The 23,212-nt window shown below is 69.1% G+C and carries 22 protein-coding genes, 1 tRNA gene and 1 other RNA gene; 5 read left to right on the top strand and 19 right to left on the bottom strand.

Translation table 11 applies throughout. The annotated features are described in order from the left end of the window. Positions 1-5: 5 nt before the first annotated feature. The 17 genes from trpD to infC all read right to left on the bottom strand — a co-directional run bounded on the left by trpD (position 6) and on the right by infC (position 14,941). Positions 6-1,022 (bottom strand): anthranilate phosphoribosyltransferase, encoded by a 1,017-nt coding sequence (trpD, locus tag VFE28_03170; GenBank protein ID HZM14979.1) that lies wholly within the window; start codon positions 1,020-1,022, stop codon positions 6-8. Position 1,023: 1 nt separating this feature from the next. Next, a complete protein-coding gene (locus tag VFE28_03165; GenBank protein ID HZM14978.1) occupies positions 1,024-1,665 on the bottom strand; it encodes an aminodeoxychorismate/anthranilate synthase component II in 642 nt (213 codons plus the stop codon). Then, the gene (gene trpE, locus VFE28_03160; GenBank protein ID HZM14977.1) at positions 1,662-3,143 is read right to left on the bottom strand and encodes an anthranilate synthase component I; all 1,482 of its coding nucleotides are present in this window, start codon (positions 3,141-3,143) and stop codon (positions 1,662-1,664) included. The genes VFE28_03165 and trpE overlap by 4 nt, the downstream gene beginning before the upstream one ends. 97 nt (positions 3,144-3,240) lie before the next feature. Beyond that, positions 3,241-4,128 (bottom strand): NAD(+)/NADH kinase, encoded by an 888-nt coding sequence (locus tag VFE28_03155; GenBank protein HZM14976.1) that lies wholly within the window; start codon positions 4,126-4,128, stop codon positions 3,241-3,243. A 9-nt stretch (positions 4,129-4,137) separates the two neighbouring features. Beyond that, positions 4,138-6,057 (bottom strand): 1-deoxy-D-xylulose-5-phosphate synthase, encoded by a 1,920-nt coding sequence (gene dxs / locus VFE28_03150; protein ID HZM14975.1) that lies wholly within the window; start codon positions 6,055-6,057, stop codon positions 4,138-4,140. 110 nt (positions 6,058-6,167) lie between these two features. Then, positions 6,168-7,043, bottom strand: a complete 876-nt coding sequence (locus tag VFE28_03145; protein HZM14974.1) for a farnesyl diphosphate synthase — start codon at positions 7,041-7,043, stop codon at positions 6,168-6,170. Further along, positions 7,040-7,282, bottom strand: a complete 243-nt coding sequence (xseB, locus tag VFE28_03140; protein HZM14973.1) for an exodeoxyribonuclease VII small subunit — start codon at positions 7,280-7,282, stop codon at positions 7,040-7,042. Before xseB ends, VFE28_03145 begins: the two co-directional genes overlap by 4 nt. Positions 7,283-7,286: 4 nt before the next feature. Further along, a complete protein-coding gene (gene xseA / locus VFE28_03135) occupies positions 7,287-8,516 on the bottom strand; it encodes an exodeoxyribonuclease VII large subunit (protein ID HZM14972.1) in 1,230 nt (409 codons plus the stop codon). Positions 8,517-8,518: 2 nt separating this feature from the next. Further along, on the bottom strand, positions 8,519-9,385 hold the full coding sequence (folD, locus tag VFE28_03130; GenBank protein ID HZM14971.1) for a bifunctional methylenetetrahydrofolate dehydrogenase/methenyltetrahydrofolate cyclohydrolase FolD: 867 nt from the start codon (positions 9,383-9,385) through the stop codon (positions 8,519-8,521). A 60-nt stretch (positions 9,386-9,445) separates the two neighbouring features. Next, positions 9,446-9,622: non-coding RNA, 6S RNA (ssrS, locus tag VFE28_03125), on the bottom strand. An 84-nt stretch (positions 9,623-9,706) separates the two neighbouring features. After that, the gene (locus tag VFE28_03120) at positions 9,707-9,991 is read right to left on the bottom strand and encodes a cell division protein ZapA (protein HZM14970.1); all 285 of its coding nucleotides are present in this window, start codon (positions 9,989-9,991) and stop codon (positions 9,707-9,709) included. A 26-nt stretch (positions 9,992-10,017) separates the two neighbouring features. Beyond that, positions 10,018-10,317 carry a cell division protein ZapB gene (zapB, locus tag VFE28_03115; protein HZM14969.1) on the bottom strand — a complete coding sequence of 100 codons (300 nt, stop codon included), beginning with the start codon at positions 10,315-10,317 and terminating at the stop codon, positions 10,018-10,020. A gap of 30 nt (positions 10,318-10,347) precedes the next feature. Next, positions 10,348-12,750 carry a phenylalanine--tRNA ligase subunit beta gene (gene pheT, locus VFE28_03110; GenBank protein ID HZM14968.1) on the bottom strand — a complete coding sequence of 801 codons (2,403 nt, stop codon included), beginning with the start codon at positions 12,748-12,750 and terminating at the stop codon, positions 10,348-10,350. Between the two features lie 8 nt (positions 12,751-12,758). Beyond that, positions 12,759-13,751: a phenylalanine--tRNA ligase subunit alpha gene (pheS, locus tag VFE28_03105; protein ID HZM14967.1), complete on the bottom strand. Its 993-nt coding sequence runs from the start codon at positions 13,749-13,751 to the stop codon at positions 12,759-12,761. Positions 13,752-13,788: 37 nt separating this feature from the next. Beyond that, positions 13,789-14,145 carry a 50S ribosomal protein L20 gene (gene rplT, locus VFE28_03100; protein HZM14966.1) on the bottom strand — a complete coding sequence of 119 codons (357 nt, stop codon included), beginning with the start codon at positions 14,143-14,145 and terminating at the stop codon, positions 13,789-13,791. A gap of 28 nt (positions 14,146-14,173) precedes the next feature. Further along, positions 14,174-14,368: a 50S ribosomal protein L35 gene (gene rpmI / locus VFE28_03095; protein ID HZM14965.1), complete on the bottom strand. Its 195-nt coding sequence runs from the start codon at positions 14,366-14,368 to the stop codon at positions 14,174-14,176. Between the two features lie 12 nt (positions 14,369-14,380). Beyond that, positions 14,381-14,941 carry a translation initiation factor IF-3 gene (gene infC, locus VFE28_03090; GenBank protein HZM14964.1) on the bottom strand — a complete coding sequence of 187 codons (561 nt, stop codon included), beginning with the start codon at positions 14,939-14,941 and terminating at the stop codon, positions 14,381-14,383. A gap of 342 nt (positions 14,942-15,283) precedes the next feature. Here infC and thrS point away from each other — a divergent pair, with 342 nt between their 5' ends. Both thrS and VFE28_03080 read left to right on the top strand, forming a co-directional pair. Further along, positions 15,284-17,128, top strand: coding sequence for a threonine--tRNA ligase (gene thrS, locus VFE28_03085; GenBank protein ID HZM14963.1), 1,845 nt, complete (start codon positions 15,284-15,286; stop codon positions 17,126-17,128). Then, on the top strand, positions 17,125-18,186 hold the full coding sequence (locus tag VFE28_03080; protein ID HZM14962.1) for an isoaspartyl peptidase/L-asparaginase: 1,062 nt from the start codon (positions 17,125-17,127) through the stop codon (positions 18,184-18,186). Before thrS ends, VFE28_03080 begins: the two co-directional genes overlap by 4 nt. Before the next feature lie 265 nt (positions 18,187-18,451). Here VFE28_03080 and VFE28_03075 read toward each other — a convergent pair. Both VFE28_03075 and VFE28_03070 read right to left on the bottom strand, forming a co-directional pair. Beyond that, positions 18,452-18,528: transfer RNA gene (locus VFE28_03075), tRNA-Val, on the bottom strand. A gap of 101 nt (positions 18,529-18,629) precedes the next feature. Continuing rightward, the gene (locus tag VFE28_03070; protein ID HZM14961.1) at positions 18,630-19,958 is read right to left on the bottom strand and encodes a CCA tRNA nucleotidyltransferase; all 1,329 of its coding nucleotides are present in this window, start codon (positions 19,956-19,958) and stop codon (positions 18,630-18,632) included. Between the two features lie 599 nt (positions 19,959-20,557). Between VFE28_03070 and VFE28_03065 the strand changes: the two genes are divergently transcribed. The 3 genes from VFE28_03065 to VFE28_03055 all read left to right on the top strand — a co-directional run bounded on the left by VFE28_03065 (position 20,558) and on the right by VFE28_03055 (position 23,125). Then, complete coding sequence (locus VFE28_03065) at positions 20,558-21,079, top strand: DUF4446 family protein (GenBank protein HZM14960.1); 522 nt, start codon at positions 20,558-20,560, stop codon at positions 21,077-21,079. Between the two features lie 226 nt (positions 21,080-21,305). Beyond that, positions 21,306-21,833 (top strand): molybdenum cofactor biosynthesis protein B, encoded by a 528-nt coding sequence (locus tag VFE28_03060; GenBank protein HZM14959.1) that lies wholly within the window; start codon positions 21,306-21,308, stop codon positions 21,831-21,833. Positions 21,834-21,928: 95 nt separating this feature from the next. Next, positions 21,929-23,125, top strand: a complete 1,197-nt coding sequence (locus VFE28_03055) for an MFS transporter (GenBank protein ID HZM14958.1) — start codon at positions 21,929-21,931, stop codon at positions 23,123-23,125. The last annotated feature ends 87 nt before the right edge of the window (positions 23,126-23,212 follow it).

Below are 23,212 nucleotides of genomic sequence, written 5' to 3'. Positions count from 1 at the left end.
GCTCCTCAGGGCACCGTACGGCCGAAGAGCACGATTTCTTCCAGCTTCCGCCGCACCGCGCCCTCCTGCAACAGTCGGCGCGCCGCCTGCACCCCGCTTCCCGGGTCGCGCACCGCGCCGCCGAGATAGAGCGCGGCCCCGGCGTTGAGCGCCACCGCATCCAGGCAGGGTCCTGCTTCGCCCTCCAGGACGGCGCGCGCTCGCGCCACGTGCTCGGCGAGCGTGCCCACCTGCAGCGCCGCCAGCGGATGGCGTGGCAAGCCGAAATCCTCGGGTTGCCAGGTGTGCCGCGCCCGCGTCGTTCCCCGTTGCTCCAGCACCGCCGTCGGCCCCGTGGGGGAGATCTCGTCCATGCCGTCGTGGCCGTGCACCACCAGGGCACGCTCGCCGCCGAGCCGGTGCAGCACTTCCGCCAGCGTCGGCGCCAGGGCGCCGTCATAGAGACCAAGGAGCTGGTGCGTGGCGCCGGCGGGATTGGTCAGCGGACCCAGGAGGTTGAAGATGGTGCGCACGCCGAGAGCATGGCGCGGTCCGGCAGCGTGGCGCATCGCCGGATGGTGTGACGGCGCGAAGAGAAAGGCGAAGCCCGTGCGACCGAGGCAATCCTCCACCGCCGCCAGCGGCAGGTCGAGCCGCAGGCCCAAGGCCTCGAGCAGATCGGCGCTGCCGACACGGCCCGAGGCGGAGCGATTGCCGTGCTTGGCGACCGTGAGGCCGGCGGCGGCGGCGACGAGCGCCGCCAGCGTGGAAATGTTGAAGGTGCCGACGCCGTCACCCCCGGTGCCGCAGGTGTCGAGTACCACACCCGGCGGCGGCGCGACGCGCAGCGCCGCGGCGCGCATGGCCCGGGCGAAGCCGACGATCTCCGCCGCGGTCTCGCCGCGCTGGCGCAGCAAGACGAGGAGCGCGCCGATCTGTGCCTCCGCCGCCTTTCCAGCCATGATGCAGCCCATGACCTGTTCCGCCTCGGCTTCACCGAGGCTCTCGCCGTCCAGGAGCTTCTGCAACGCTGGTTGGAGCAATTCAGATCACGCAGAGGTCGAGGAAGTTGCGCAGCAGGTCCTTGCCCTGCCGCGTGAGGATGGACTCCGGGTGGAACTGCACTCCCCAGGTCTCGGCGCCTTGCACCTTGAGCCCCATGATCACCGCATCGGAGGTGGCGCAGGTGACCTCGAGCGCCGCCGGCAAGCTCTCCCGCTCCACCACCAGGGAGTGGTAGCGCGTGGCCACGAAAGGATTCTCCAGGCCGCGGAAGATGCCCCGTCCATCGTGGATGATGCGCGAGGTCTTGCCGTGCATCACTTGCCCGGCGCGGACGACGCGGCCGCCGAAAGCGGTGGCGATGGCCTGATGCCCCAGGCAAACGCCCAGGATCGGTACCTGACCGTGCAAGCGGCGGATGGCTTGGACGGCGATCCCAGCGTCCTCGGGCCGCCCCGGTCCCGGCGACACCACCAGACCGCGGGGCCGAAGCTCGAGGAGCCGCCCGACGCTGAGAGCGTCGTTGCGGTGCACTTCGATCTCGGCGCCCAAGGCGCCCAAGTACTGGACCAGGTTCCAGGTGAAGGAATCGTAGTTGTCCAGGACCACGAGGGGAGAGCGGCGCCGCGGCCGCGGCGCTGCGGTCTTCTTCTTTTTCTTCTTCTGGCTCCGGATCGCGCTCATTCCAGCCCCAGCTCCGCCATCTCGATGGCAGCGAGGAGGACCTGCGCCTTGCTGCGGGTTTCCTCGTACTCGGCCCGCGGGTTGGAGTGGGCCACGATCCCGGCGCCGGCGCCGATGCTGGCCTGGCCGTCACGGCAGAGCACGGTGCGGATGGCGAGACACAGATCCATGTTGCCATCGTAACCGAAGTAACCGACGCCGCCGCCATAGACGCCACGCCGGCGCTTCTCCAGCTCGTGGATGCGCTGCATGGCCCGCACCTTCGGCGCCCCCGAGACGGTGCCCGCCGGGAAGCAGGCGCGCAGCACGTCGAAACAGCTGATGCCGTCTCGGGCCAGACCGCGCACTCCCGACACCAGGTGCATCACGTGGGAGTAGCGTTCCACGATCATGAGCTCGTCGGCCACGACGCTGCCATACTGCGACACCCGTCCCAGGTCGTTGCGCCCCAGATCCACCAGCATGATGTGCTCGGCCCGTTCTTTGTCGCTGTCGCGCAGTTCTTCCTCGAGCCGCAAGTCTTCGACGCGGGTGGCGCCGCGGGGGCGCGTGCCGGCGATGGGCCGCAGCTCGAGCACGTCGTCCTCCTTGCGCACCAGCGCCTCGGGGCTGGCGCCCAGGATCACGTCGCTGCCGAAGCGCAGGAAGTACATGTAGGGGCTCGGGTTCATCTGCCGCAGGGCGCGGTAGACGGCGAAGGGATCGCCGTGCAACCGGGTGGAGAGCTCATGGGAAAGCACGACTTGGAAGAGATCGCCGGCCAGGATGTGCTCCTGCGCCCGGCGCACCGCGCGCTCGAACTCGGCAGGCTTGGTGTCGCTGGTGAACACCGGTTTGCGGCCCGCGGTGCGGCCGCCGTCGCGCCCCGGGGCGGCACCGCGCAAGCGCGCCACGATGGCGTCGATCTGCCGCGTCGCCTGCTTGTAGCTGGCGGCGGCGTCCTTCCCCACCATCGCATTCACCACGACCTTGATCGTGTGCGCCAGGTTGTCGAAGACGAGGAGCGGCCCGGTGCAGAGGAACTGGGCGTCCGGGAGGTCGCCCTGGCGCCAGGCGGGCCAGGGCAAGCTGGTCTCGAGGTAGCGCGCACAATCATAGGACAGGTAGCCCACGGCGCCGCCGGCGAAGCGCGGCAACCCGGGCACCGGCACCGGCCGATAGGCGCGCAACAACTCTTCCATGCCGCTGATGGGATCGGCGACGCGCCGCTGCTCCCGCTTGCCCTGGCGCTCCAGCAGCAAGCGCGGCCCCTCGATGCGTACCACCGCGCTCGGCTCGATGCCGATGAAGGAGTAGCGGCCCCACTTCTCGCCACCCTCCACGCTTTCCAGCAGGAAGGAGTGGCTGCCATCGTCGAGCTTCATGAAGGCGGAGACCGGCGTCTCCAGATCCCCCAGGATCTCGCGATAGACGGGAACGACGTTGCCTTCGCGGGCGTGGAAACGGAATTCCTCGAGCGTCGGCGTGAACGCGTGCAACCGGCGAAGCCTCCACATGGATGGCACGAAGGCGGATGATAGCACCCTCGTGCAGGGGCGGCCAGCGGCGGCGACCGTTGCGCCCGGACCGCTGCACTCAGGGCTTGGGTGCGCGCCCGCGACCCCAACCGAGCTTGCCGTACAAGGCGCGATAGAAACCCTGTTCCTGGGTGACGACGAGTTGCAGATCCTGTGGCGCCGCGCGCACGGCGATGTGCTCGCCGCTCTGCAACGACCAGCAACGGTGCCCATCGACGCTGATCTCCGCGCTGGCGTCGATGCCCTGCCGCAAGACGATCTCCACCGTCTCCCCGGCGTCCACCACCAGAGGACGGAGTGACAGCGTATGGGCGTTGATGGGGGTGACGATCAGGGCGCGCAGGCGCGGCGAGACGATGGGACCACCGGCGGAGAGACTGTACGCCGTGCTGCCCGAGGGCGTGGCCACGATCATGCCATCGGCGAGCGTGCTGCCCAGATCCACGCCGGCGGCGCGCAATCCCACTTCGAGGACGCGGGCCGAGGGCGCGTGCAGGACCACGTCGTTGAGGGCGCTGGCGCGGAGCTCGCCGCTCGTGGCGCCGCAGTGCTCGACCTCGAGGAGCATGCGTGGTTCGAGACGGTAGCGACCGGCGAGGAGGCGGGCCACGGCAGCTTCGGCGTGCTCCTCCGGCGTGTCGGTGAGGAAACCGAGGCTGCCCAGATTGATCCCGAGCACCGGGCGCAGCTCGGCGCCCAGGAGGCGCACCGCGGCGAGAAGGGTGCCATCGCCACCGAGCGCCAGCACCACTTCGCCGGCGTGGATGTCTTCCACCAGCTCGTAACCGCTCAAGCTCTCGTGGCAATCAGAACGGCGGCGCAGCTCCGCCGCAGCCGGGGCCCAGAGGAGCAGCCGGTGCGCCGCTTCGGGCACGCTGCGGCGCAGGCGTGCCAAAACCTGGGGGGTGCTGCTCTTCTTCGGGTTGACGACGAAGGCGAGATCCACGCTCCCCCCTCACGGGCGGCGTGTTCCTGCCACGCCCGGTCGGCTCGCGGGCACGCCGAGCTCGGCGCGCACCCGCGCCGCGATCGCTGCCGGCGTCAAGCCGAGGAGCTCGAGCTGGCGTTCGCGGGGGGCATGCTCGATGAAACGATCCGGGATGCCGAGCCGGCGCACCGGCGCCGGCGACAAGCCGTGCTCCTCGCAGAGCTCGAGCACGGCGGTGCCGAAGCCCCCCTGCAGCTGATGCTCTTCGGCGACCAGGACCAGACGATGCTGCTGTACCAGGCGGCAGAGCACCTCGGCATCGAGGGGCTTGGCGAAGCGGGCGTTCACCACCGTGGGCAGCACGCCGTCCGCTTCCAGCAGGGCCGCGGCGCGCACGCACCAGTCGACGCTGGTGCCGTAACCCACCAGGGCCACGTCCTCGCCGGCCCGCAGCACCTGCGCCTTGCCGAGGGGCAGGAGCTCGAAACGCCCGGCCGTGGGGGCGCCGGGGGCGTTGCCCCGGGGGAAGCGCAAGGCCACCGGGCCGAGATCGTGGTGCAGCGCCGTGTACAGCATGTGGCGCAGCTCGTCGGCGTCGGCCGGCGCCATGAGCACCAGGTTCGGGATGCTGCGCAGGTAGGCGATGTCGAAGACGCCGTTGTGGGTCGGGCCGTCGTCCCCCACCAGGCCGGCGCGGTCGAGGACGAAAACGACCGGGAGCTTCTGCAGCGCCGTGTCGTGGATCACTTGATCGTAGGCGCGCTGCAAGAAGGTGGAGTAGATCGCGGCGACGGGCTTCATGCCCTGCGTCGCCAGGCCGCAGGCGAGGAGCACCGCCGCTTGCTCGGCGATACCGACGTCGAAGAAGCGCTCCGGATACTTCTCCCCGAAGAGCTTCGTTCCCGTGCCGCTCGGCATGGCGGCGGTGATCGCCACCAGGCGCGGCTCGCGCGCGCCGAGCTCTACCATGGCCTCGCCGAACACACGGGTCCAGGGCGGCGGGCCGGGCTGCGCCGGCTTGATCGCCCCGGTCACCTTGTCGAAGCTGCCCAGACCATGGAAGACTTCCTGCTTCTCCTCGGCGAAGGCGTAGCCCTTGCCCTTGACGGTGACGGCGTGGAGCAACACCGGTCCCTTGAGCTTCTTCACATGCTGCAACGCGTCCACCAGCACCCGCAGGTCGTGGCCGTCGAAGGGACCGAAGTAGCGCAGCCCCAGTTCCTCGAAGAGCATTCCCGGCGCCACCAGGTTCTTCATGCCCTCCTTCATGCGGCTGGCCAGCAGGCGAGCCTTGTCGCCCTGCGGCATCTTGCCCAGCAGCTCCCAGAGCTCGGCTTCGAACTTGGAGTACACCCGGCTGGTGGTGACGCGGGTGAGGTACTTGGAGAGGGCGCCGACGTTCTTGGAGATGGACATCTCGTTGTCGTTGAGGACGACGAGCAGATCCGTGCCCAGGTGGCCGATGTTGTTGATGGCTTCGTAGGCGACGCCACCGGTCATGCCGCCGTCGCCGACCACGGCGACGATGCGACGACTCTCTTTGCGCAGATCGCGCGCTACCGCCATGCCGAGGGCGGCACCGAGAGCGGTGGACGCGTGGGCGACACCGAAGGTGTCGAAGGGACTTTCGCTGCGCACTGGAAAGCCGGAGAGACCGCCCTCCTGGCGCAAGGTGTGGAAGCGCTGCCGGCGGCCGGTGAGGAGCTTGTGGCCGTAAGCCTGATGTCCGACGTCCCAGACGATGAGGTCTTCCGGGGCATCGAAGACGGAGTGGATGGCGAGGGTGAGCTCCACGGCGCCGAGACTGGCGCCCAAATGGCCGCCCTGGACGCTCACCACCGAGACGATCTCCTGGCGGATCTCCGCCGCCAGTTTCTCCAGTTGCTCGAAGGAGAGCGCCTTGAGATCCCGGGGGCTGTCGATGCGCTCTAGGATGCGTGCAGACAAGCAGGAGCCTCTTCGGAGGGTGGGCCGCCGCCGCGACCCCTCGAGGCCCCGACGGCACGAGCAAACGCCGTATTATCCGTGCCCTGCGCGATCGGGTCAAGCGCCGGGAGTCAGTGCAGGCGGGCGCCGATCCAGCTGGCGAGAGCCTGTAGGCGCGCGCTTCGCGGCCATTGCCGCAGCAACGCCCGCGCCGCTTCGATGTGCCGCGCCGCCGCGGCACGGGAGGCCTCGACGCCATAGAGCGCCGGGTAGGTGATCTTGCCGGCGGCAGCGTCCTTCCCCGCCGTCTTCCCGAGCGTCGCCATCGCCCCTACCACGTCCAGCACGTCGTCCACGATCTGGAACGCCAGGCCCAGGTGCGAGCCCACGTCGGCGAGAGCCGCGCGCTCGGCGACGTTCGCTCCGGCGGCGATGCCGCCGCAGACGCAGGCAGCTCGCAACAGCGCCGCCGTCTTCGCGGCGTGGATGGCTTCCAGCAGCTCTGCCCGGGGCGGCTTGCCCTGGCCTTCCAGGTCGAGCATCTGGCCGCCCACCAGCTCGCGGTGGCCGGCGGCGGCAGCGAGGGTACGCCCACAGTCGAGGCCGCGCTTTGCCTCGCGCCACGGTGCGCTCAGGATCACTTCGTAGGCCAGGTTGAGCAAGGCGTCGCCAGCCAGCACCGCGGTGGCCTCGTCGAACTGCACGTGGCAGGTGGGCCGGCCGCGACGCAAGCTGTCGTCGTCCATGCAGGGCAAATCGTCGTGCACCAGCGAATAGGTGTGCACGAGCTCGAAAGCACAGGCCAGGTCGAGGACGGGCTCGTCTTCCCGCTCGCAGAACAGGTCGTACGACCACAGCACCAGCGCCGGACGCAGGCGCTTGCCGCCGCCGAGGGCGGCATACCGCATGGCGGCGAGGAGACGCTCGGGTCCGCCTTGGAGGAGCGTGTCGAGTCGGGCCTCCACCCGCGCCCGCACCCGGTCGAGATCCTCTTCCAAGGCGTTCACGGCCCTTCCGTCCCTTCGAACGGGCGGGTCTCGGCGCTGCCGTCATGCCGTTCCAGGAGCTTCTCCACCCGGGCTTGCGCTTGCTCCAGCAAGGCGGTGCAACGGGAGCCGAGCTCGAGGCCTTCCTCGAAGAGGGCGATGGCGCGATCGAGCCCCACCTGGGAAGATTCGAGCTCCTGCACGATGCGCTCCAGCCTTTCCATGGCGGCTTCGAAATCCGGCTTCTCCGGTGTGCTCATGGCTTTAGGTCCGCTCCCTGCCCGGGCCTTCGACGCGCGCCGCGGCGGTGCCGTCGGCGAAGTGCAGGCGCAGCCGCTGCTGCGGGTGCGTCTGCGCCGCTCGCGGCACCACGGCGCCGCTGTCGGCGTCGACACAATAACTGTAGCCCCGCTGCAGGACGCCCTGGGGGCTCAAGGCCTGCAAGCGCGCCTGCACCAAGGCGAGGGCTCCGTTCCGCCGCTCGAGCAGCACGGCGAAACCGCGTTGCAGGCGCTCCTGCCGCCCGTCCAGGCCCTGCGCCGCCTCGGCGAGCAGGAGCCGCGGCCGCCGCAGCCCGTAGCTCCGCAAGCAGCGCTGCAGGCGCAGGCGCTCGACCTCGCTGCGCTTGCGCAAGCCCAGGGCCAACCGCCGCAGCCGCAGCTCCAGGTGCCGCTGCACCTCGTCACGGTGCGGCACCACCAACGCCGCCGCCGCGGTCGGGGTGGCGGCGCGGACATCGGCAACGAAGTCGGCGATGGTGGTGTCGCTCTCGTGGCCGACGGCGGCGACCACGGGCAGGCGCGAGCTGGCGATGGCCCGCGCCACACCCTCGTGGTTGAAGGCCTGCAGGTCTTCCAAGCTGCCGCCGCCGCGGCCGACGATGATCACGTCGGCAGCGGCAGTGCGGTTGAGGAAAGCGAGGGCGCGGACGATCTCGCTCGGGGCCTCGTCACCTTGCACCGCCACGGGGACGACGAAGATGCGCAGCAGGGGCCAGCGCGCCGACAACGTCGCCACCATGTCGCGCACGGCGGCGCCGGAAGGCGAGGTGACCAAGGCGACGCGGCGCGGCAGGCGCGGCAATGGCTTCTTGCGCTCCAGGTCGAAGAGACCCTCGCGCTGCAGCTTCTCTTTCAGCTGCCGGAAGGCGAGTTCCAGCGCTCCCTGCCCCACCGGCCACAGGCTGCGCACCTGCATCTGGAACTTTCCCTGCGGTGCATAGAGACCGAGACGCCCGCGGGCCCGGACGTGCAAGCCGTGCTCGGGGTCGAAGCGCAGGTTCGCGGCGTCGCTGCGGAAGAGCACGCAGCCGAGCTGCGCCGCCGCATCTTTCAAGGTGAAGTACCAGTGTCCCGACGCCTGCTGCCGGGCGTTGGAGATCTCCCCTTCCACTTCGATTTCGCCGAAGGCCTCTTCCAGCAGGCGTTTCACCTGAGCGTTGATTTCGCTCACGGTGTAGACCCGTGGTGTGGCGGCAAAGAGATCGGGTTGCATGCTCAACGACTCCAGCGCCGGCGCCAGGAGAGCGTGGTGTTGCGCATCAGCATCGCCACCGTCATCGGACCGACGCCGCCGGGCACCGGGGTGATCGCACCGGCCACGGCGGCGGCGGACTCGAAGTCCACGTCCCCCACCAGCTGTCGCGACGCGGTGCGGTGGATGCCCACGTCGACGACGACGGCGCCCGGCCGCAGCCACTCGCCGCGCACGAAGCCGGGGCTGCCGGCGGCGGCGACCAAGAGTTCGGCTTCCGCCACCAGCGCCGGCACCTCGCGGCTCTTCGTGTGCACCACGGTGACCGTGGCGTTGCCCACCACGGCGCGACGCAGCAGGAGAAGTGCCAGCGGCTTCCCCACCAGGCTACTGCGGCCGACGATCACGGTGCGGCGTCCCTCCAGGGGGATGTCGTTGCGGCTCAGGAGCTCCACCACACCGGCAGGCGTGCAAGGGTGGAAGCCGCTGTCGTCGTCGGCGACGAGCTTGCCCAGGTTCAGCGGATGCAGTCCGTCCACGTCCTTGGCGGGATCGAGACGCTGCAAGAGCGCGCGGGAATCGAGGCCGCGGGGCAAGGGCAGCTGCAGCAAGATCCCGTCCACGGCGGGATCGGCGTTCAAGCGGTCGAGGAGCGCGGACACCTCGGGGGCGCTCGCCGTCGCCGGGAGGGGACTGAAGAAGGAGCGGATGCCGCAGATTTCGCACGCCTTGAGCTTGTTGCGCACGTAGACCTGCGAGGCCGGATCGTCGCCGACCAGCACCGCCGCCAGACCGGGAGGCCGCGGCGCCTGGGCGCTCGCGATCTCGGCACGCAACTCTTGCAGCAGGGTGTCGGCCAGCTTGCGGCCGTCGAGAATGCGCGCGGTCATGGCCCTGCTCCTCGCGCCGGAACCCATCGACGGCGCTGGTGCAGCGGGCCCTGAGAAGAAGAACTCCCCGCCGCGCCGTGGATCGAGGCCTCTTTGAACCTGGCTCGCCAGGTGGGCACCGTCACGCCGCGTGCAGTCGCAACCCTTCCGGGCCAGGACATCCTGCGACGCTTCTGGTTCCCGTCATCGAGGTGTTGGCTCAAAAAATCGATCGACCCACCTGCTGAGCAGGGAATTCTTCTCGAGGCGAGTATAGCCAAGCGCCCGGCGGCGGAGCAAGCACGTCCTCGTCGGACCTCGCGATCGCAGTACGAGAACGGCTCACAAGGAACGGGCCAGCACCTCGGCCAGCGCATCCGCCTTCGCCGTGACGTCGTGCACCGTCTGCTCGTTCTGGCGCCGTTCCTTGAACAGCTCGTCGGCGATGTTGATCGCCGCCAGGATCGCCACCTTCGTGGACGACACCAGACTCTGATTCTGAGCGATCTCGCTCATCTTCGCGTCCACGTAGCTGGCCACGGTCTTGACGTAATCGGCATCGACGTCGGCGCGGATGTGATATTCGCTCCCGAAGATCTCCACCCGCGTGGTCTTCACACGTTCCATGCACGCTCCCCCGTGGGGGCCCGGAATCAGATCTCGAGCTCCTCGAACTTGGCCAGCATCGAGTCGATGCGGGTGCGGATCTCGTCGCGGTCGCGCTCGTAGCGCGCCCACTCCTTCTCCCGCTCCCGCAGCAGCCGGCCCTCGTTGACGAGCTCTTGCTTCTCCGCGCTCATCTCGTCGGCGCGACGTTCCAGATTGCGCTGGCTCTCCAGCAGCTGGGACGCTTCCTGCTCCAGACGCTTGTTGTCTTGCCGCAAGGTCGCGATGATTTCCGCCGCCTTCTGGATCCGCTCCTCGAGCCGCGCCAGACTCTCCAAGTGCTCCACCGCTTCATCTCCTCCCCAGCCCGGGTGCCTTCAGAGGGTGCGCAAGCGCACCCCGAGGCTCGCCTCCAGGCGCCGCACGATACCATCCATCCACGGCTCCACCATGTCGTCGAGGAGCGTGCGTTCGGGAGAGCGGAAGCGCAGCCGCAAACCCACGCTGCGCACGCCCTCGCCCAAGGACCGATCCTCGAAGACATCGAAGCAGTGTACCGATTCGAGCCACGCTCCCCCGGCCTCCACCGCCACACGCCGCACGTCCTCGTAGGCGACGTGACGCGGCAGCACCAGAGAGAGATCCCGTTTCACCGCCGGGAAGCGCGGAATGCCACGGAACGCACGGCGGGCAGGCAGGTGCTGTTCCAGCGCCGCGACGTCGAGCTCCAGGACGAACACCGGGATCTCCACGTCGAAGCTCTGCAGCACCTCCGCACGCACCCCGCCGCCTCCACCGATGACGCCGTAACTACCTGAAATCAAAAAACTTACGCCATCATCAAGGAACGGCTCAGTATAGCCACGGCTCCAGACCGTGTCAACGCCGAGATGCTCCAGCAGGGCCTCCGCATCGCCCTTGAGATCGAAGACATCGCACGGCCGCGCTGCCTCGCCCCAGCTCTCCGGGTGACTGGCACCGCAGGCGAGCAGCAACAAGCGCTCGGGCTCTTGGGGCAGGCCGTCGACATCGCCGGGCAGGTCGAGAAAAACGCGATCCACCGCCGCCAAACGCAGGCTGCTCGCCTCGCGATTCAGGTTGTGCCGCAGCACGCGCAGCATGCCGGGAAGCATGGTGGTGCGCATCGTGTCCAGGGTGGGGACGATGGGATTGCGCAGGCAAACCGCACGGCGGCGCACGTCGCCGGCGCCGAGACCGAGCCGTTCAGGATCGCGGCGTTCCATGAAGGCGCTGGTGCGCACCTCGAAGTAGCCGAGACCGACGACGAGCTGGCGCAGGCGCGCCAGCAGCGTTTGCCGCCGATGCGGGCGGGGCTGCAGAGCCGCCGGCGGCAGGGCATCGCTCGGGATGTTGTCGTAGCCGTGCATGCGCGCCACCTCTTCCACGAGGTCGATCTCCTCGTGCAGGTCGCGCCGGAAGGAGGGCACCTGGACATCGACGCTGCCGCCGCGCGCCACGGCGTCCAGGTGCAAGCGGCGCAACAGCGCCGCGCTCCGCTCCGCTTCCAAGGTCACGCCCACCACCAGGCTCGCCCGTTCGGCGCGCAGGCGCAAACGCCGCGGCGCCGGCTGGCGCGGGTAGATGTCTTCGCTCGCTTCCCGCACCTCGCCCCCCGCCACCTCGAGCAAGAGATGGGTGACCCGATCCATCACCCAGCGCACCGCCTCGATGTCGGTCTGGCGCTCGAAGCGGTAGGACGCATCGGTGTCGAGGCCGAGCCGGCGGCGGCCGCTGCGCACCAGATCGGGGCGGAAGTAAGCCGCCTCGAGGAAGAGATCCGCGGTCGAAGCGCGCACGGCGCTGCCGAGTCCGCCCATGATGCCGGCGAGGGCCACCGGGCCTTCGCCATCGGCGATGACGAGGATGTCTTCGAGGCGCCGCTCGACACCGTCGAGGGTCTGCAGCGTTTCCCCGGCGCGGCCACGACGCACCAGCAGACGGCCGCCGCGCAACGCCGCCAGGTCGAAGGCATGGATGGGCTGGCCGGTTTCGAAGAGAACGTAGTTGGTGACGTCGACGACGTTGTTGATCGGCTCGAGCCCGAGGGCGGCGATACGCTCCTGCAGCCAGGGCGGCGACGCCGCGATCTGGACGCCGCGGAGAGCGCGGCCGAAGTAGCGGCCGCAATCCTCGGGCGCCTCGATCTCGACGCGGAGCGGCGCGCGCTCGCGCCGCCGCGCCGGCTCCGCCCACACCGGCGGCAGGCGCAGGGGCTGCTCGTACAGCGCCGCCACCTCCCGTGCCACCCCGAGGAGTGCCAGGCAATCCGGCCGGTTGGGAGTGATCTCCGCCTCGAGGACGGCGCCCCGCGCCCCAGCGGTGAACGTCGCGCCGCTTGCCAGGGCTGCATCGAGCTCGAGAATGCCGTCCCGATCCTCGCCGAGCCCGAGCTCCCGGGCGGAGCAGATCATGCCTTCCGAGGTCTCGCCGCGGATCTTGGACTTGCGGATGCGTAGATCGCCGGCCAGACGCGCCCCCGGGCGCGCCACCGCCACGGTGAGACCGGGGCGCACGTTGGGGGCGCCGCAGACGATGGAGAGTTCCTCGTCCCCCACCGCGACCTGACACAAGGTCAGCTTGTCGGCGTTCGGATGTTTGCGGCACTCCAGCACCTTGCCGACGAAGACGCCCGCGAACCCCGGCGTGCCGAGATCCACGCTCTCGATCTTCGTGCCCAGCATGGTGAGGTCATGGGCGAGCACGTGAGGCTCGACGTCGAAGCGGACGTAATCGCGCAACCAGTCCAGGGGGACGCGCATGGGACTCCTCAGAACTGCGCCAGGAAGCGCACGTCGTTCTCCAGCAACAACCGCAGGTCATCGATGCCGTGGCGCAGCATGGCGATGCGGTCCACCCCCATGCCGAAGGCGAAGCCCGTGACCTGCTCCGGGTCGTAGCCAGCGGCACGGAAGACGTTGGGATGCACCATGCCGGCGCCCATGATCTCGATCCAGCCGGCGTTGCCGCAGAGCTTGCAGCCCTTGCCGCCGCAGGCGAAGCAGGTCATGTCCACGTCCACGCTGGGCTCGGTGAAGGGAAAGTAGTGCGGCTTGAAGCGGATGGCGGTGTCGGTGCCGAAGAGCAGGCGGGTGAAGTGAGCGATGGTGGCCTTCAAATCCACCATGGAAACCCGCTGGTCCACGTACAGACCCTCGACCTGATGGAACTCGGCGGCGTGAGTGGCATCGATCTGCTCGTTGCGGTAGACGCGGCCGGGGACGACGACGCGCACCGGCGGCGGCTGAGAGCGCATGATGCGCACCTGCATGGGCGAAGTCTGGGTGCGCAGCAGCACCCGATCGTTGACGTAGAAGGTGTCCTGCAGGTCCCGCGCCGGGTGGTTGGGCGGGAAGTTGAGGAAGTCGAAGTTGTAGGCCTCGAGCTCCACCTCCGGGCCCATGGCCACGGCGAAACCCAGGCCGGTGAAGATGGCCAGCATCTCGTCCAGGACCTGGGAGAGGACGTGGGGCCGGCCGACCCAGCGGCGGCGGCCTGGGAGCGTGACATCCACGGCGGCGGCGGCGACGGCTGGAGCCGCTGCGGACGCCGCTGCATCGTAGAGCCCCTGCAACTCGTTCTTGAGCGCATTGAGCCGCTGGCCGAGCTCGCGCCGCTCGGCGGCGGCGGCTTCGGGAAGGGCTGCGAAGAGCGCCGCCACCGTGCCGCGGCGGCCGAGCCAGCGCACGCGCCACGCCTCCAGCGCCTCGGCCGTCGAGGCCGCGGCGCTCTCGGCCAGCGCTGCCGCACGGGCCGCGACGATCCGCTCGCCCAGGGACTCGGGCCCAGTGCTCACGGTCTCAGCTCTGGGCCTGCTTGGCGGTCTCGACCAGCTTCTCGAAGGCCTCGGCGTCGTTCACGGCCATCTCGGCCAGGACTTTGCGGTTGACCTCGATGTTCGACTGCCGCAGGAGCCCCATGAAGGTGCTGTAGGAAAGACCGTGCTGGCGGGCAGCAGCGTTGATGCGCATGATCCACAGCTGGCGGAAGTCGCGCTTCCGCGCCCGGCGATCGCGGTAGGCGTAGTTGAGCCCGCGCTCCACCGCCTCCTTGGCGATGCGGTACAACCGGCTCTTGGCGCCGTAGTAGCCTTCGGCCTGCTTGAGGAGCTTGTGGTGGCGCGCCCGCGCCGCGACATTGTTGGTCGCACGTGGCATGTCTGCACTCCCGTAGAAACCAGGGACGCTAGTCGTTGAGAAGTGCCTTCAGCCGCTTCTCTTCCTCCGGCGCGATGAGCGACGAGCCGCGCAGCCGTCGCTTCTGCTTGCGCGACTTCGAGGCGAGCAAGTGGCTGTGATAGGCCTTCTTGCGTTTCAAGCGGCCGCTCGCCGTGCGGCGCACCCGCTTGGCGAGACCGCGATGGGTCTTCATTTTCGGCACCGCAGATCCTCCTCAGCCCTGCTCGGCTTCCGAGTCGGCATGCGCCACCTCGCTGGCGACGCGCTTGGACGCCTTGCCCTTGGCGGCGACGGGGGTGAGGAGCAGGACCATGTTCCGGCCCTCCTGCCGCGGCGGCGCCTCGACCTTGCCGAGCTCCGCCAGCTCGGTCGCCAACTGGTCGAGGAGATTGCGCCCCAGGTCGGTGTGGGCCATTTCCCGTCCGCGGAACATCAAGGTGACCTTTACCTTGTCGCCGTGGGAGAGGAACTCCTCGATGTGGCGCTTCTTGAAATCGTAGTCGTGGGTTTCGATCTTGGGCCGCATCTTGATCTCTTTCACCACGACTTGATGCTGACGTTTGCGAGCGACCTTGGCCTTCTTGGCCTGCTCGTACTTGTACTTCCCGAAGTCCATGATGCGACATACGGGTGGCCTGGACGTGGGCGAGACCTCCACGAGGTCGAGATTCAGCTCTCTCGCTTTCGTCAGAGCATCGCGCGTCGGCAGGACCCCGAGCTGCGTGCCGTCTTCGAGGACGACCCGCACCTCTCGCACGCCGATGCGCTCGTTCACGCGTGGCCCCCGGTCCCGGCGGGGAGCTTCGCGCTCTCGGATCATCGACCTCCCCTCGGGGGCGCGGCGCTCTCGCCGGCCCGAAAAAAAGTGAAGGGTGGCGAGGTGCCACCCAACCTGGCGCCAGGCCACGGCCTGTCGCGCGAGGAACCCGGCAGGCAGCTGCACGCGCCGCCGGGTGGAAGGTGACACCTTCACTTGCCCGGTTTTCGAACTGTGACGAATACCTTGGGGACCCCAGGGCTGTCAACCCCCGGCTGCCGCTGGCTCCTCCCAGGCGGCGACGTTGAGCCCCTCCGGACCGTCGGGTTAGGATGGGCCCCCGTGCTGGGAGGAGGTCCTGTGGCGCGACTCGACGCCGATCCGGAACGCAAGAACGACCCGCTCTACCGCCGCCGACACAGTTTGGCCCACGTGCTCGCCCAGGCCGTTCTGGAGTCACGCCCCGGCACCCAGCTCGGCTTCGGGCCGCCGGTGGACACGGGCTTCTACTACGACTTCCTCTTCCACGAACCGTTGGAGGAAGCGGAGCTGGGTGAGCTCGAGCGCCGCATGCGCAAGCTCCTCGCCGGCGGCGCGCGCTTCGAGCGCGAGGAGCACGATTTCGCCGCGGCGGTGCGCTTGCTGGAAGCGCAGGGACAGCCGTTCAAGGTGGAGTACGCCCGGGACCTGCACGACCGTCAGGGAGTGCAACGCTTCAGCTTCTACCGCAGCGGCGCCTTCGTGGACATGTGCGAGGGACCGCACGTGGAATCCACCCGCGACATCCCGCCGCAAACCTTCAAGCTCGACAGCGTGGCCGGGGCCTACTGGCGGGGCAGCGAGAAGAACCCGATGATGACGCGGATCTACGGCCTCGCCTTCATCACCAAGGAGGAGCTCGACGATTTCCTCCGCCGGCGCGAGCTGGCGCGGGAGCGCGACCACCGCAAGCTCGGGGCGGAGCTGGAGATCTTCATGCTCAGCGAGGACGTCGGGCGCGGCCTGCCCTTGTGGCTGCCGCACGGCACGGTGTTGCGCGACGAGCTGGAGGCCCTGGCGCGGGAGACGGAGTTCCGCGCCGGCTACCAGCGCGTGGCCACGCCGCATCTGGCCAAGGGGCGGCTCTACGAGATCAGCGGCCACTTGCCGTACTACGCCGCCTCCATGTTCCCGCCCATGCAGCTGGACGACGGGGAGTCCTTTTATCTCAAGCCCATGAACTGCCCGCACCACCACACCATCTTCGGAGTGCGGCCGCGCAGCTACCGCGAGCTACCGCTCCGCCTGGCGGAGTACGGCGACGTGTATCGCTACGAGAAGAGCGGGCAGCTGGCGGGCCTGCTGCGCGTGCGTGGCATGAGCATGAACGACGCGCACATCTACTGCACCCGCGAGCAGGTGCACGACGAGTTCCGCGCCGTCATCGAGATGCATCGCCATTACTATCAGATGTTCCGCCTCGAGGACTTCTGGATGCGCCTCTCCCTGCACTCGCCGGACCAAGAGAAGTTCGTCAGCGCCGAGGACCGCTGGGTGGCCGCCGAAGAGATGGTGCGCCAGGTGCTGCGCGAGCTGGACCTCCCCTACCAGGAACACGTGGGGGAAGCGGCTTTCTATGGACCCAAGGTGGATTACCAGGTGACCAACGTCATCGGGCGGGAGGAAACCGCCAGCACCGGACAGCTGGACTTCGTCGGCGGCGAGCGCTTCCAGCTCGAATACGTGGCTGCCGACGGTTCGCGGCAACGGCCGTGGATCATCCATCGCGCCCCGCTCGGGACGCACGAGCGCTTCGTGGCTTTCCTCCTCGAGCATCTGGGGGGCGCCTTCCCTACCTGGATGGCCCCGGTGCAGGTGGCGATCATTCCGGTCTCGGTGGGCGAGGCGTTCCTCGATTTCGGCCGCCGCCTGCAGCGCTTGCTCCACGACGACCTGTTCCGCGTCCGCCTCGACGACGGCACGGAGAGCTTCGGGAAGAAGATCCGCAGCGCCGAGACGCAGAAGATTCCGAACCTGTTCATCGTCGGCCAGAAAGAGATGGAGGCCGACGCTGTCACCTGGCGCCGCCATGGCCACAAGCAGCCCCAGCCGTTCGTGGCGTGGAACGCGGCCCTGGAAGGGCTGCGCGCCCTGCGGCGCCAGCGTCTCATGGACAATTTCCCCGATGTCGCGGTCCCGGTCTGGTCCGGAAGGGAGTCGACATGACACTCGCACGCACTCTCCGAGCGGCCCTCGTTGCCGCCAGGTTTCTCCTTGTGGTCGCCGCATGCGTCCCGGGGCTTGCAGCCGGGGCCGAACCAGCCCAGGGGCTCACCGTGCTGGAGGGCGGTCGCTTCACCGGCCCGCTGGCCTTGACCCACGCCGGCGTCGGCACGCCGCCCGAGCGCGGCGACGGGGCACAGGCCGCGGCGGACTCGGCGATGGCGGCCTTGCGCGCCGGCGCCCCGGCTCTCGATGCGGCCATCGCCGGCACCGTCGAGATGGAGGACGATCCGCGCTACAACGCCGGCACGGGCGCCAACATCCGCCTCGACGGCAAGACGATTCAGATGGACGCCTCCCTGATGACGAGCGAGGGGCGCTTCGCCGCCGTTGCTGTCATCGAACGCGTGCGCAATCCCATTCGTGTGGTGCGGGCCGTTCTCGACACACCACACCTGCTGCTCGCCGGCGAGGGTGCGACACGTTTCGCCCACCGCATGGGCTTCGAAGACGTCGTGCCCACCTGCCCCGAGGCGGAGGCCAAATACGCCAAGCGACTGGCGCAAGTACGGGAAGCCCTGGGACGTCCGGGGAGCGGCGAGTTCGACTGGCCGGCGCACTGGAACTTCCCGAACCCGCTGCCCGAGGCACTGCGCGACCTGACGCACGAAGGCGATACCGTCGGTACGGTGACGCGCGACGCCAAGGGACAGTACGCCGCGACCCTCTCCACCGGCGGGACGTCGATCACTCTGTACGGCCGGGTCGGCGATGTCCCCGTCTATGGTGCGGGTTTGTTCGCCGGCCCGGATGGCGCCGTGGCCTGCACGGGGCAAGGCGAGGACATCATCCGCCAGGCCATGGCACGCAGCGTGTACACGAGCTTGTCCCAGGGCACGTCAGCTCGCGCTGCCGTCGAGCGCGCGGTCCGCGCCTTTCCAGCGAGCAGCGACCTGGGTGTCATCGCACTCGGTCGCGACGGCTGGGGCGTCGCTGCGAATCGCCCCATGGCCTTCGGCCTCGCGGGTCCCGATCGAGGCCTGCAGACACGGGCCAAGTGAAGAGGCTTCGGTTCCCATGGGGACTCGCGTGCAGCTCCTCGCGCTGCGCTCCGAGTTCGCACCGTTTCGAGTCGCCGCACCTGAGGGCGGACGGCCCGAAATTGACCTCGTAACGAGTCCGCTCGGAAAGCTCTCAGCGGGTGTCTACGTGGTACGGCTGGCGACGGATTCCGGCGTCCAGGGGCGCAAGATCGTGCTCGTAGATTGATTCGACAGCGAGCGAGTAAAAGCGACGGCCCGCGTGGGTCCGCGGGCCGCCAGGATCTGGTGGGCGATAGAGGATTTGAACCTCTGACCTCTTGCGTGTCGAGCAAGCGCTCTAGCCAACTGAGCTAATCGCCCCTCGAGCCATAGGTTCCCTGTCGGGGGCAGGGTTGTCAAGAGAGCGGTGCGAGCGCGCCGCCCGCTGAGTTCTGCCAAGGCGTCGGTCCGGCTTCGAGCCGTCAGCGGTCGCGCTCGGGCGGGTACTGCGCGCGCACCCAGGCCTGCGCGCCTGGGCCGTCCCGCACGATCCCCTCCAGCTGTGCATCGACCAGAGCGCGCAGGATCTCACCGAGTCGTGGCCCGGGCAGGTAACCGAGCGCCTGCAGCTCATGGCCCGAGAGCAGCGGCCGCACCGGGATGCCTTCCTCGGCAATGGCCTGCAACTCGCGCCGGCAGAACTCCCAGGAAGACAGATCGCCGCGGGAGGAAAGGGCATCGAGACGGTGCAATGCGAGGAGACGGTCGAAGCCCTCCTGGAGAACGAAGCGTCGCAGCGTGCTCTTTCGCATCTGCTCCACGTCGAGGAAGCGCAGATGCTGGCCCACGAGCATCGACACCGTCTCCTGGGTGCGTGAGGGAATCGCCAACCGTTGCATGAGTGCCGAGGCAATCTCCTGACCTCGCCTCTCATGCCCATAGAAGGTGACGCTCTCACCGCGCAGGCGCCGCGAGTCCGGCTTGCCGGCGTCGTGGAGCAGGACGCCGAGCGCGAGCGCCCGGTCGCCGTCGGGCGGGACCGACTCGGCCATGAGCGACAACATGCGCAGCGTATGCACCCACACGTCGCCTTCCGGGTGATGGCGAGGCGATTGCTCACAGCCCTGCAGACGCACGAGCTCGGGAGCGAAGCGCTCGAGAAGTCCGGTCTCCAAGAGCAAAGTCATCGCGCGCTCGGGCTGCGGGCCTGTCAGCATCTGCAGGAATTCCTCGCCGATCCGTTCCGCCGCCACTAGGCGCAGGCGCTCCGCGTTGTTCTCCAGCGCCCGCCGCGTCTCGGGCTCCAGGTCCAGGGCGAAGCGACAAGCGAAACGGACGGCGCGCATGAGGCGGAGGGCATCCTCGCGCAGACGCGCCTCCGGATCCCCGACACAGCGCAACAGCCGTCGGCGGAGATCCTCTTGGCCGCCGACGAAATCCAGGATGCGATCGGTGAGAGGATCCAGGAAGAGAGCATTGATGGTGAAATCACGGCGCAGAGCGTCGGCGCGCGCATCCGCCGGCGCGATGTGCTCCGGATGCCGGCCGTCGCGGTAGTCGCCTTCGCTCCGGAAGGTGGCCACCTCGATCCAGACGTCGCTGCACCGCACCTGCAAGACGTTGAAGCTGCGCCCGACCTCGCGGCTGGCGTCGAAGAGTGGGGCTGCCTCGGCTGGCAAGGCCGCGGTCGCGACGTCGTAATCGCCGGGGTCAAGGCCGAGCAGTCGGTCGCGCACGCAACCACCGACCCAGTAGGTTTCGAAGCCGGCCTTCTGGAGCCGGCGCACGACCTCCAAGGCTGCTGCGTACACTCCTGGCCTCCCGTTCGGTCGTGACAACCCAACCGCCAATCCTAGGGTAGCGGCGCAACCGGCAATCCATCGTGGCGGCGCAACGCCCGTCGATCGCGCCGGTGACGACCATCCATCGAGGGCGCTGGGCGGATCGGCAAGGGTCGCTGCCCCGGGCACCGGCAGGTCGTGGAGATCATACAAAGCCGCGCGCAGAGAACCTCGAACCCCCTGCCTGGCCCGAGCCCTGCGGTGGATGGGTCCCAGACGGCTCGGGCCCACCTTCAGGGGGTCGCCCGCTGCGGACTCCCCAGGCCTCCACGGGCCCGATCATTTCATGAGCAGGAAGGTGCGAGCTGGCTCGCCTCTGGCCAGACCGAAACCCAGTCCCGGCCGTCTGACGCGGCACCCCCAGCGGGAAGCCCGGAAGCGTGCGACGACGAGGCGAGCCTGACCCTTCGTCGCCGCCGGCGGCCGGTCGACGCCGGGGCCTGGACCGCCTCAGGCGCCGGGGCAATCGTCCATCGCCACGGGCGGACGCCATCTCCCAGCCTGGCATGTCGCTCGCATCGTGCGGGAGCGCGAGCAACGATGAGTTCCGTCTGGACCGGAGGATGGGGATGGAGACGCTGAACGACGTGGCCCCCGTGCTGAGCGCCCTCGCCGCGGTCCTCGGCTGCGCCGGTCTCGTACTCGGCTGCGCGCTCCTCCGGCGTCTCAACCGCTTTGCCCAGCCCTACGAGGCGTTGTTGCAGGCGGCCCAGTCCAGCGACACGAATGCGCTCCTGCAGGCCCAGATCCAGGGCGTGGAGAACAACAAGCGCCGCATCGAGGAGACCCTCACCTATGTGCGCCGTCTGCGCTCGCAGGCGATGAACGCCATCCAAGGCGTGGGCTTCAAGCGCTACGACGCCTTCGACGACATTCGGGGGCAGCAGAGCTTTTCGCTCTGCCTTCTGGACGCACACTTCAATGGCGTCATGATCACGAGCATCGCCGGCCGCAACGATTCGCGCGCCTACGCCAAGCCCATCCGCTCCGGCAAGTGCGAGATGGTGATCTCCGAGGAAGAAGCTCAGGTCCTCGACATCGCCAAGGAGAGCCTCAGCGAGGTGCACGAGCCCGTCGTCGCCGGCGTCTGAGGCCCCCGCCGCCGCGACAAACCGTTTCCCTTTTGCATGACCTGGCGCACAGCCGTGCCGCGGGCGGTGCCGTCGGCGCCCGTGCCGGGCGGCGCGTATCGACGCACGCCACGCCGTGCGGCGAACCGCCAGCTTGTGAGCATCGCGCCACCCCCCTACAATGCAGTTCCTACGAACAGCGACCGCTCGCGCCGCGGCCGCGGTCCAGGGCAAAGGCAGGCAGGACATGGGCCTCGAGGCACATCGCGCCGCGGCGCCGTCGGCGGTGGACGTGTTCGTCGTCACCTGCTCGGATACGCGCGACGAGGCGAGCGACACCACGGGGGCGCAGATCCGCGACGCCCTGGAAGCCGCCGGTCACCGGGTCGTCGGTTCCTGCATCTGGCGCGAGGACGCCCAACCTCTGAAGCGCGGTCTGAAGGATCTCCTCGACGCCGGTGGTTTCGACGCCCTCATCGTCAACGGCGGCACCGGCATCGCGCCCCGTGACCGGGCGTACGACGTGTTGTCGCGGCTCTACGAACGAGAGATCCCGGGCTTCGGCGAATTCTTCCGCGCCCTTTCTTACGGGGAGATCCGCAGCGCCGCCATGCTCTCCCGGGCTTCCGCGGGCATCGTGCGCGGCAAGCTGGTCTTCTCCATCCCCGGTTCACCTGGCGCAGCACGACTGGCGCTGGAGAAGCTCATCCTCCCCGAACTCGGCCACCTGGTCGGGGAACTGCGCCGCGACGCTCCACCGGAGCGTGCCTCCTGAACTTGCGCCCTCCCGAGCCCGCACGCGCGCCTCCGGACTCGACGCCGCCGGAGGAGACCGCCGAGACCCAAGACTGGCGCCGGACACTTTTCGTGATGTGGGGAGTGCAACTCCTCGTCGTCGCCGGCATGGGGCTCATCCTGCCTTTCCTGCCGCTCCTCGTTCGCTCCTATGGCGTCGATGACCCGGCAAGTGTGCAGCGCTGGAGCGGGGCGATTTTCTCGGGGCCGTTCCTCTGCGCCGCGCTGATGACACCGGTCTGGGGTTGGGTCGGCGATCGCGTCGGCCGCAAGCTCATGGTGGTGCGTTCCCTCGTCGGCCTGTCGGCGGCGCTCTTCCTCATGTCCTTCGCCCGGAGCCCAGGCCAGCTGCTCCTGCTGCGCTTCCTACAGGGCACGGTGTCGGGATTCATCCCCGCCGCCATCGCCTTGGTCTCCGCCACTGCCCCGCGGGAGCAGCAGGGCTACGCTCTCGGCACGCTCTCCTCGGCGCAAGCGGCAGGAGTCGTCGTCGGTCCCCTCGTCGGCGGTGTCCTCGCCGACGTCATCGGCTTCCGCGCCCTGTTCTATGTCACCGCCGCCGTGGAGTTTTCGGCTGCGCTCGCCGTGTGGCGCCTGGTTGCGGCGCCGCACTCTCGCCGCAGGCGGCGGCGTTCCTCGTCCCTGAAGCGCAACGCCGCCTTTGCCCGGCGCCATCCCCTGCCGGTCAGTCTCCTCGGACTCTTCTGTACCCAGTTCGCCTTGCTGCTGGTGCAACCGTTCTTCGCCCTCTTCGTCGAATCCCTGGGTGTGCCCGAGGCGCGGCTCTCCAGCACCACGGGAATCCTGTTCGGGAGCACCGGAGCGGCCATGGGCGTGGCGGCGCCTTTCTGGGGCCGCGCCGGTGATCGCTTCGGCCGCCGTCGTGCTCTCGTGCTGGCCTGCGGCGGCGCTGCCGTCGTCTTTCTCCTGCAAGCCTCAGCCCGGAGCGTGCACACGCTCTTGGTGTTCCGACTCCTGCAGGGATTGTTCGCCGCCGCCATGCTGCCGGCGTTCTACGCCGTCATCGCCCAGGCCACGCCCGAACGCCGCCGGGCCGGCATGATGGCTTTCGGGTCGAGCGCCACACTCCTCGGCGGCGTGGTGGGGCCGCTCGCCGGCGGCGCTCTCGCCGCCCGCTTTGGCATGCGCGCCGCCTTCGGCATCGGCGCAGCGCTGCTGGCGCTCAACGTCCTCAACGCCTGGCGACTGCCCAGCGACGGCGTGGCGCGCGCTCCCCGGGCCCGGAGGAGTTGGGAGCTGCCGTCGCACTGACGCTGCCCGCCGGCGCACGCCTCTCGTCGATGGCGCAGAACCCGCGAGCCCGGTTTGCAGGACGGCGGCGCAAGAAAGACGCGCAGG

The sequence above is a fragment of the Candidatus Krumholzibacteriia bacterium genome, from assembly GCA_035649275.1.
Taxonomy (GTDB): Bacteria; Krumholzibacteriota; Krumholzibacteriia.
This window is presented reverse-complemented; position numbering and strand designations above follow the sequence as displayed.

Coding starts and splice junctions, on each gene's coding strand:
- VFE28_03065 (HZM14960.1), top strand. CDS start 20,558: ATGGAGACGCTGAACGACGTGGCCCCCGTGCTGAGCGCCCTCGCCGCG.
- rplT (HZM14966.1), bottom strand. CDS start 14,145: ATGCCACGTGCGACCAACAATGTCGCGGCGCGGGCGCGCCACCACAAG.
- VFE28_03120 (HZM14970.1), bottom strand. CDS start 9,991: ATGGAACGTGTGAAGACCACGCGGGTGGAGATCTTCGGGAGCGAATAT.
- folD (HZM14971.1), bottom strand. CDS start 9,385: ATGACCGCGCGCATTCTCGACGGCCGCAAGCTGGCCGACACCCTGCTG.
- VFE28_03055 (HZM14958.1), top strand. CDS start 21,929: ATGTGGGGAGTGCAACTCCTCGTCGTCGCCGGCATGGGGCTCATCCTG.
- VFE28_03080 (HZM14962.1), top strand. CDS start 17,125: ATGACACTCGCACGCACTCTCCGAGCGGCCCTCGTTGCCGCCAGGTTT.
- xseA (HZM14972.1), bottom strand. CDS start 8,516: ATGCAACCCGATCTCTTTGCCGCCACACCACGGGTCTACACCGTGAGC.
- xseB (HZM14973.1), bottom strand. CDS start 7,282: ATGAGCACACCGGAGAAGCCGGATTTCGAAGCCGCCATGGAAAGGCTG.
- pheT (HZM14968.1), bottom strand. CDS start 12,750: ATGCGCGTCCCCCTGGACTGGTTGCGCGATTACGTCCGCTTCGACGTC.
- VFE28_03060 (HZM14959.1), top strand. CDS start 21,306: ATGGGCCTCGAGGCACATCGCGCCGCGGCGCCGTCGGCGGTGGACGTG.
- VFE28_03165 (HZM14978.1), bottom strand. CDS start 1,665: ATGAGCGCGATCCGGAGCCAGAAGAAGAAAAAGAAGAAGACCGCAGCG.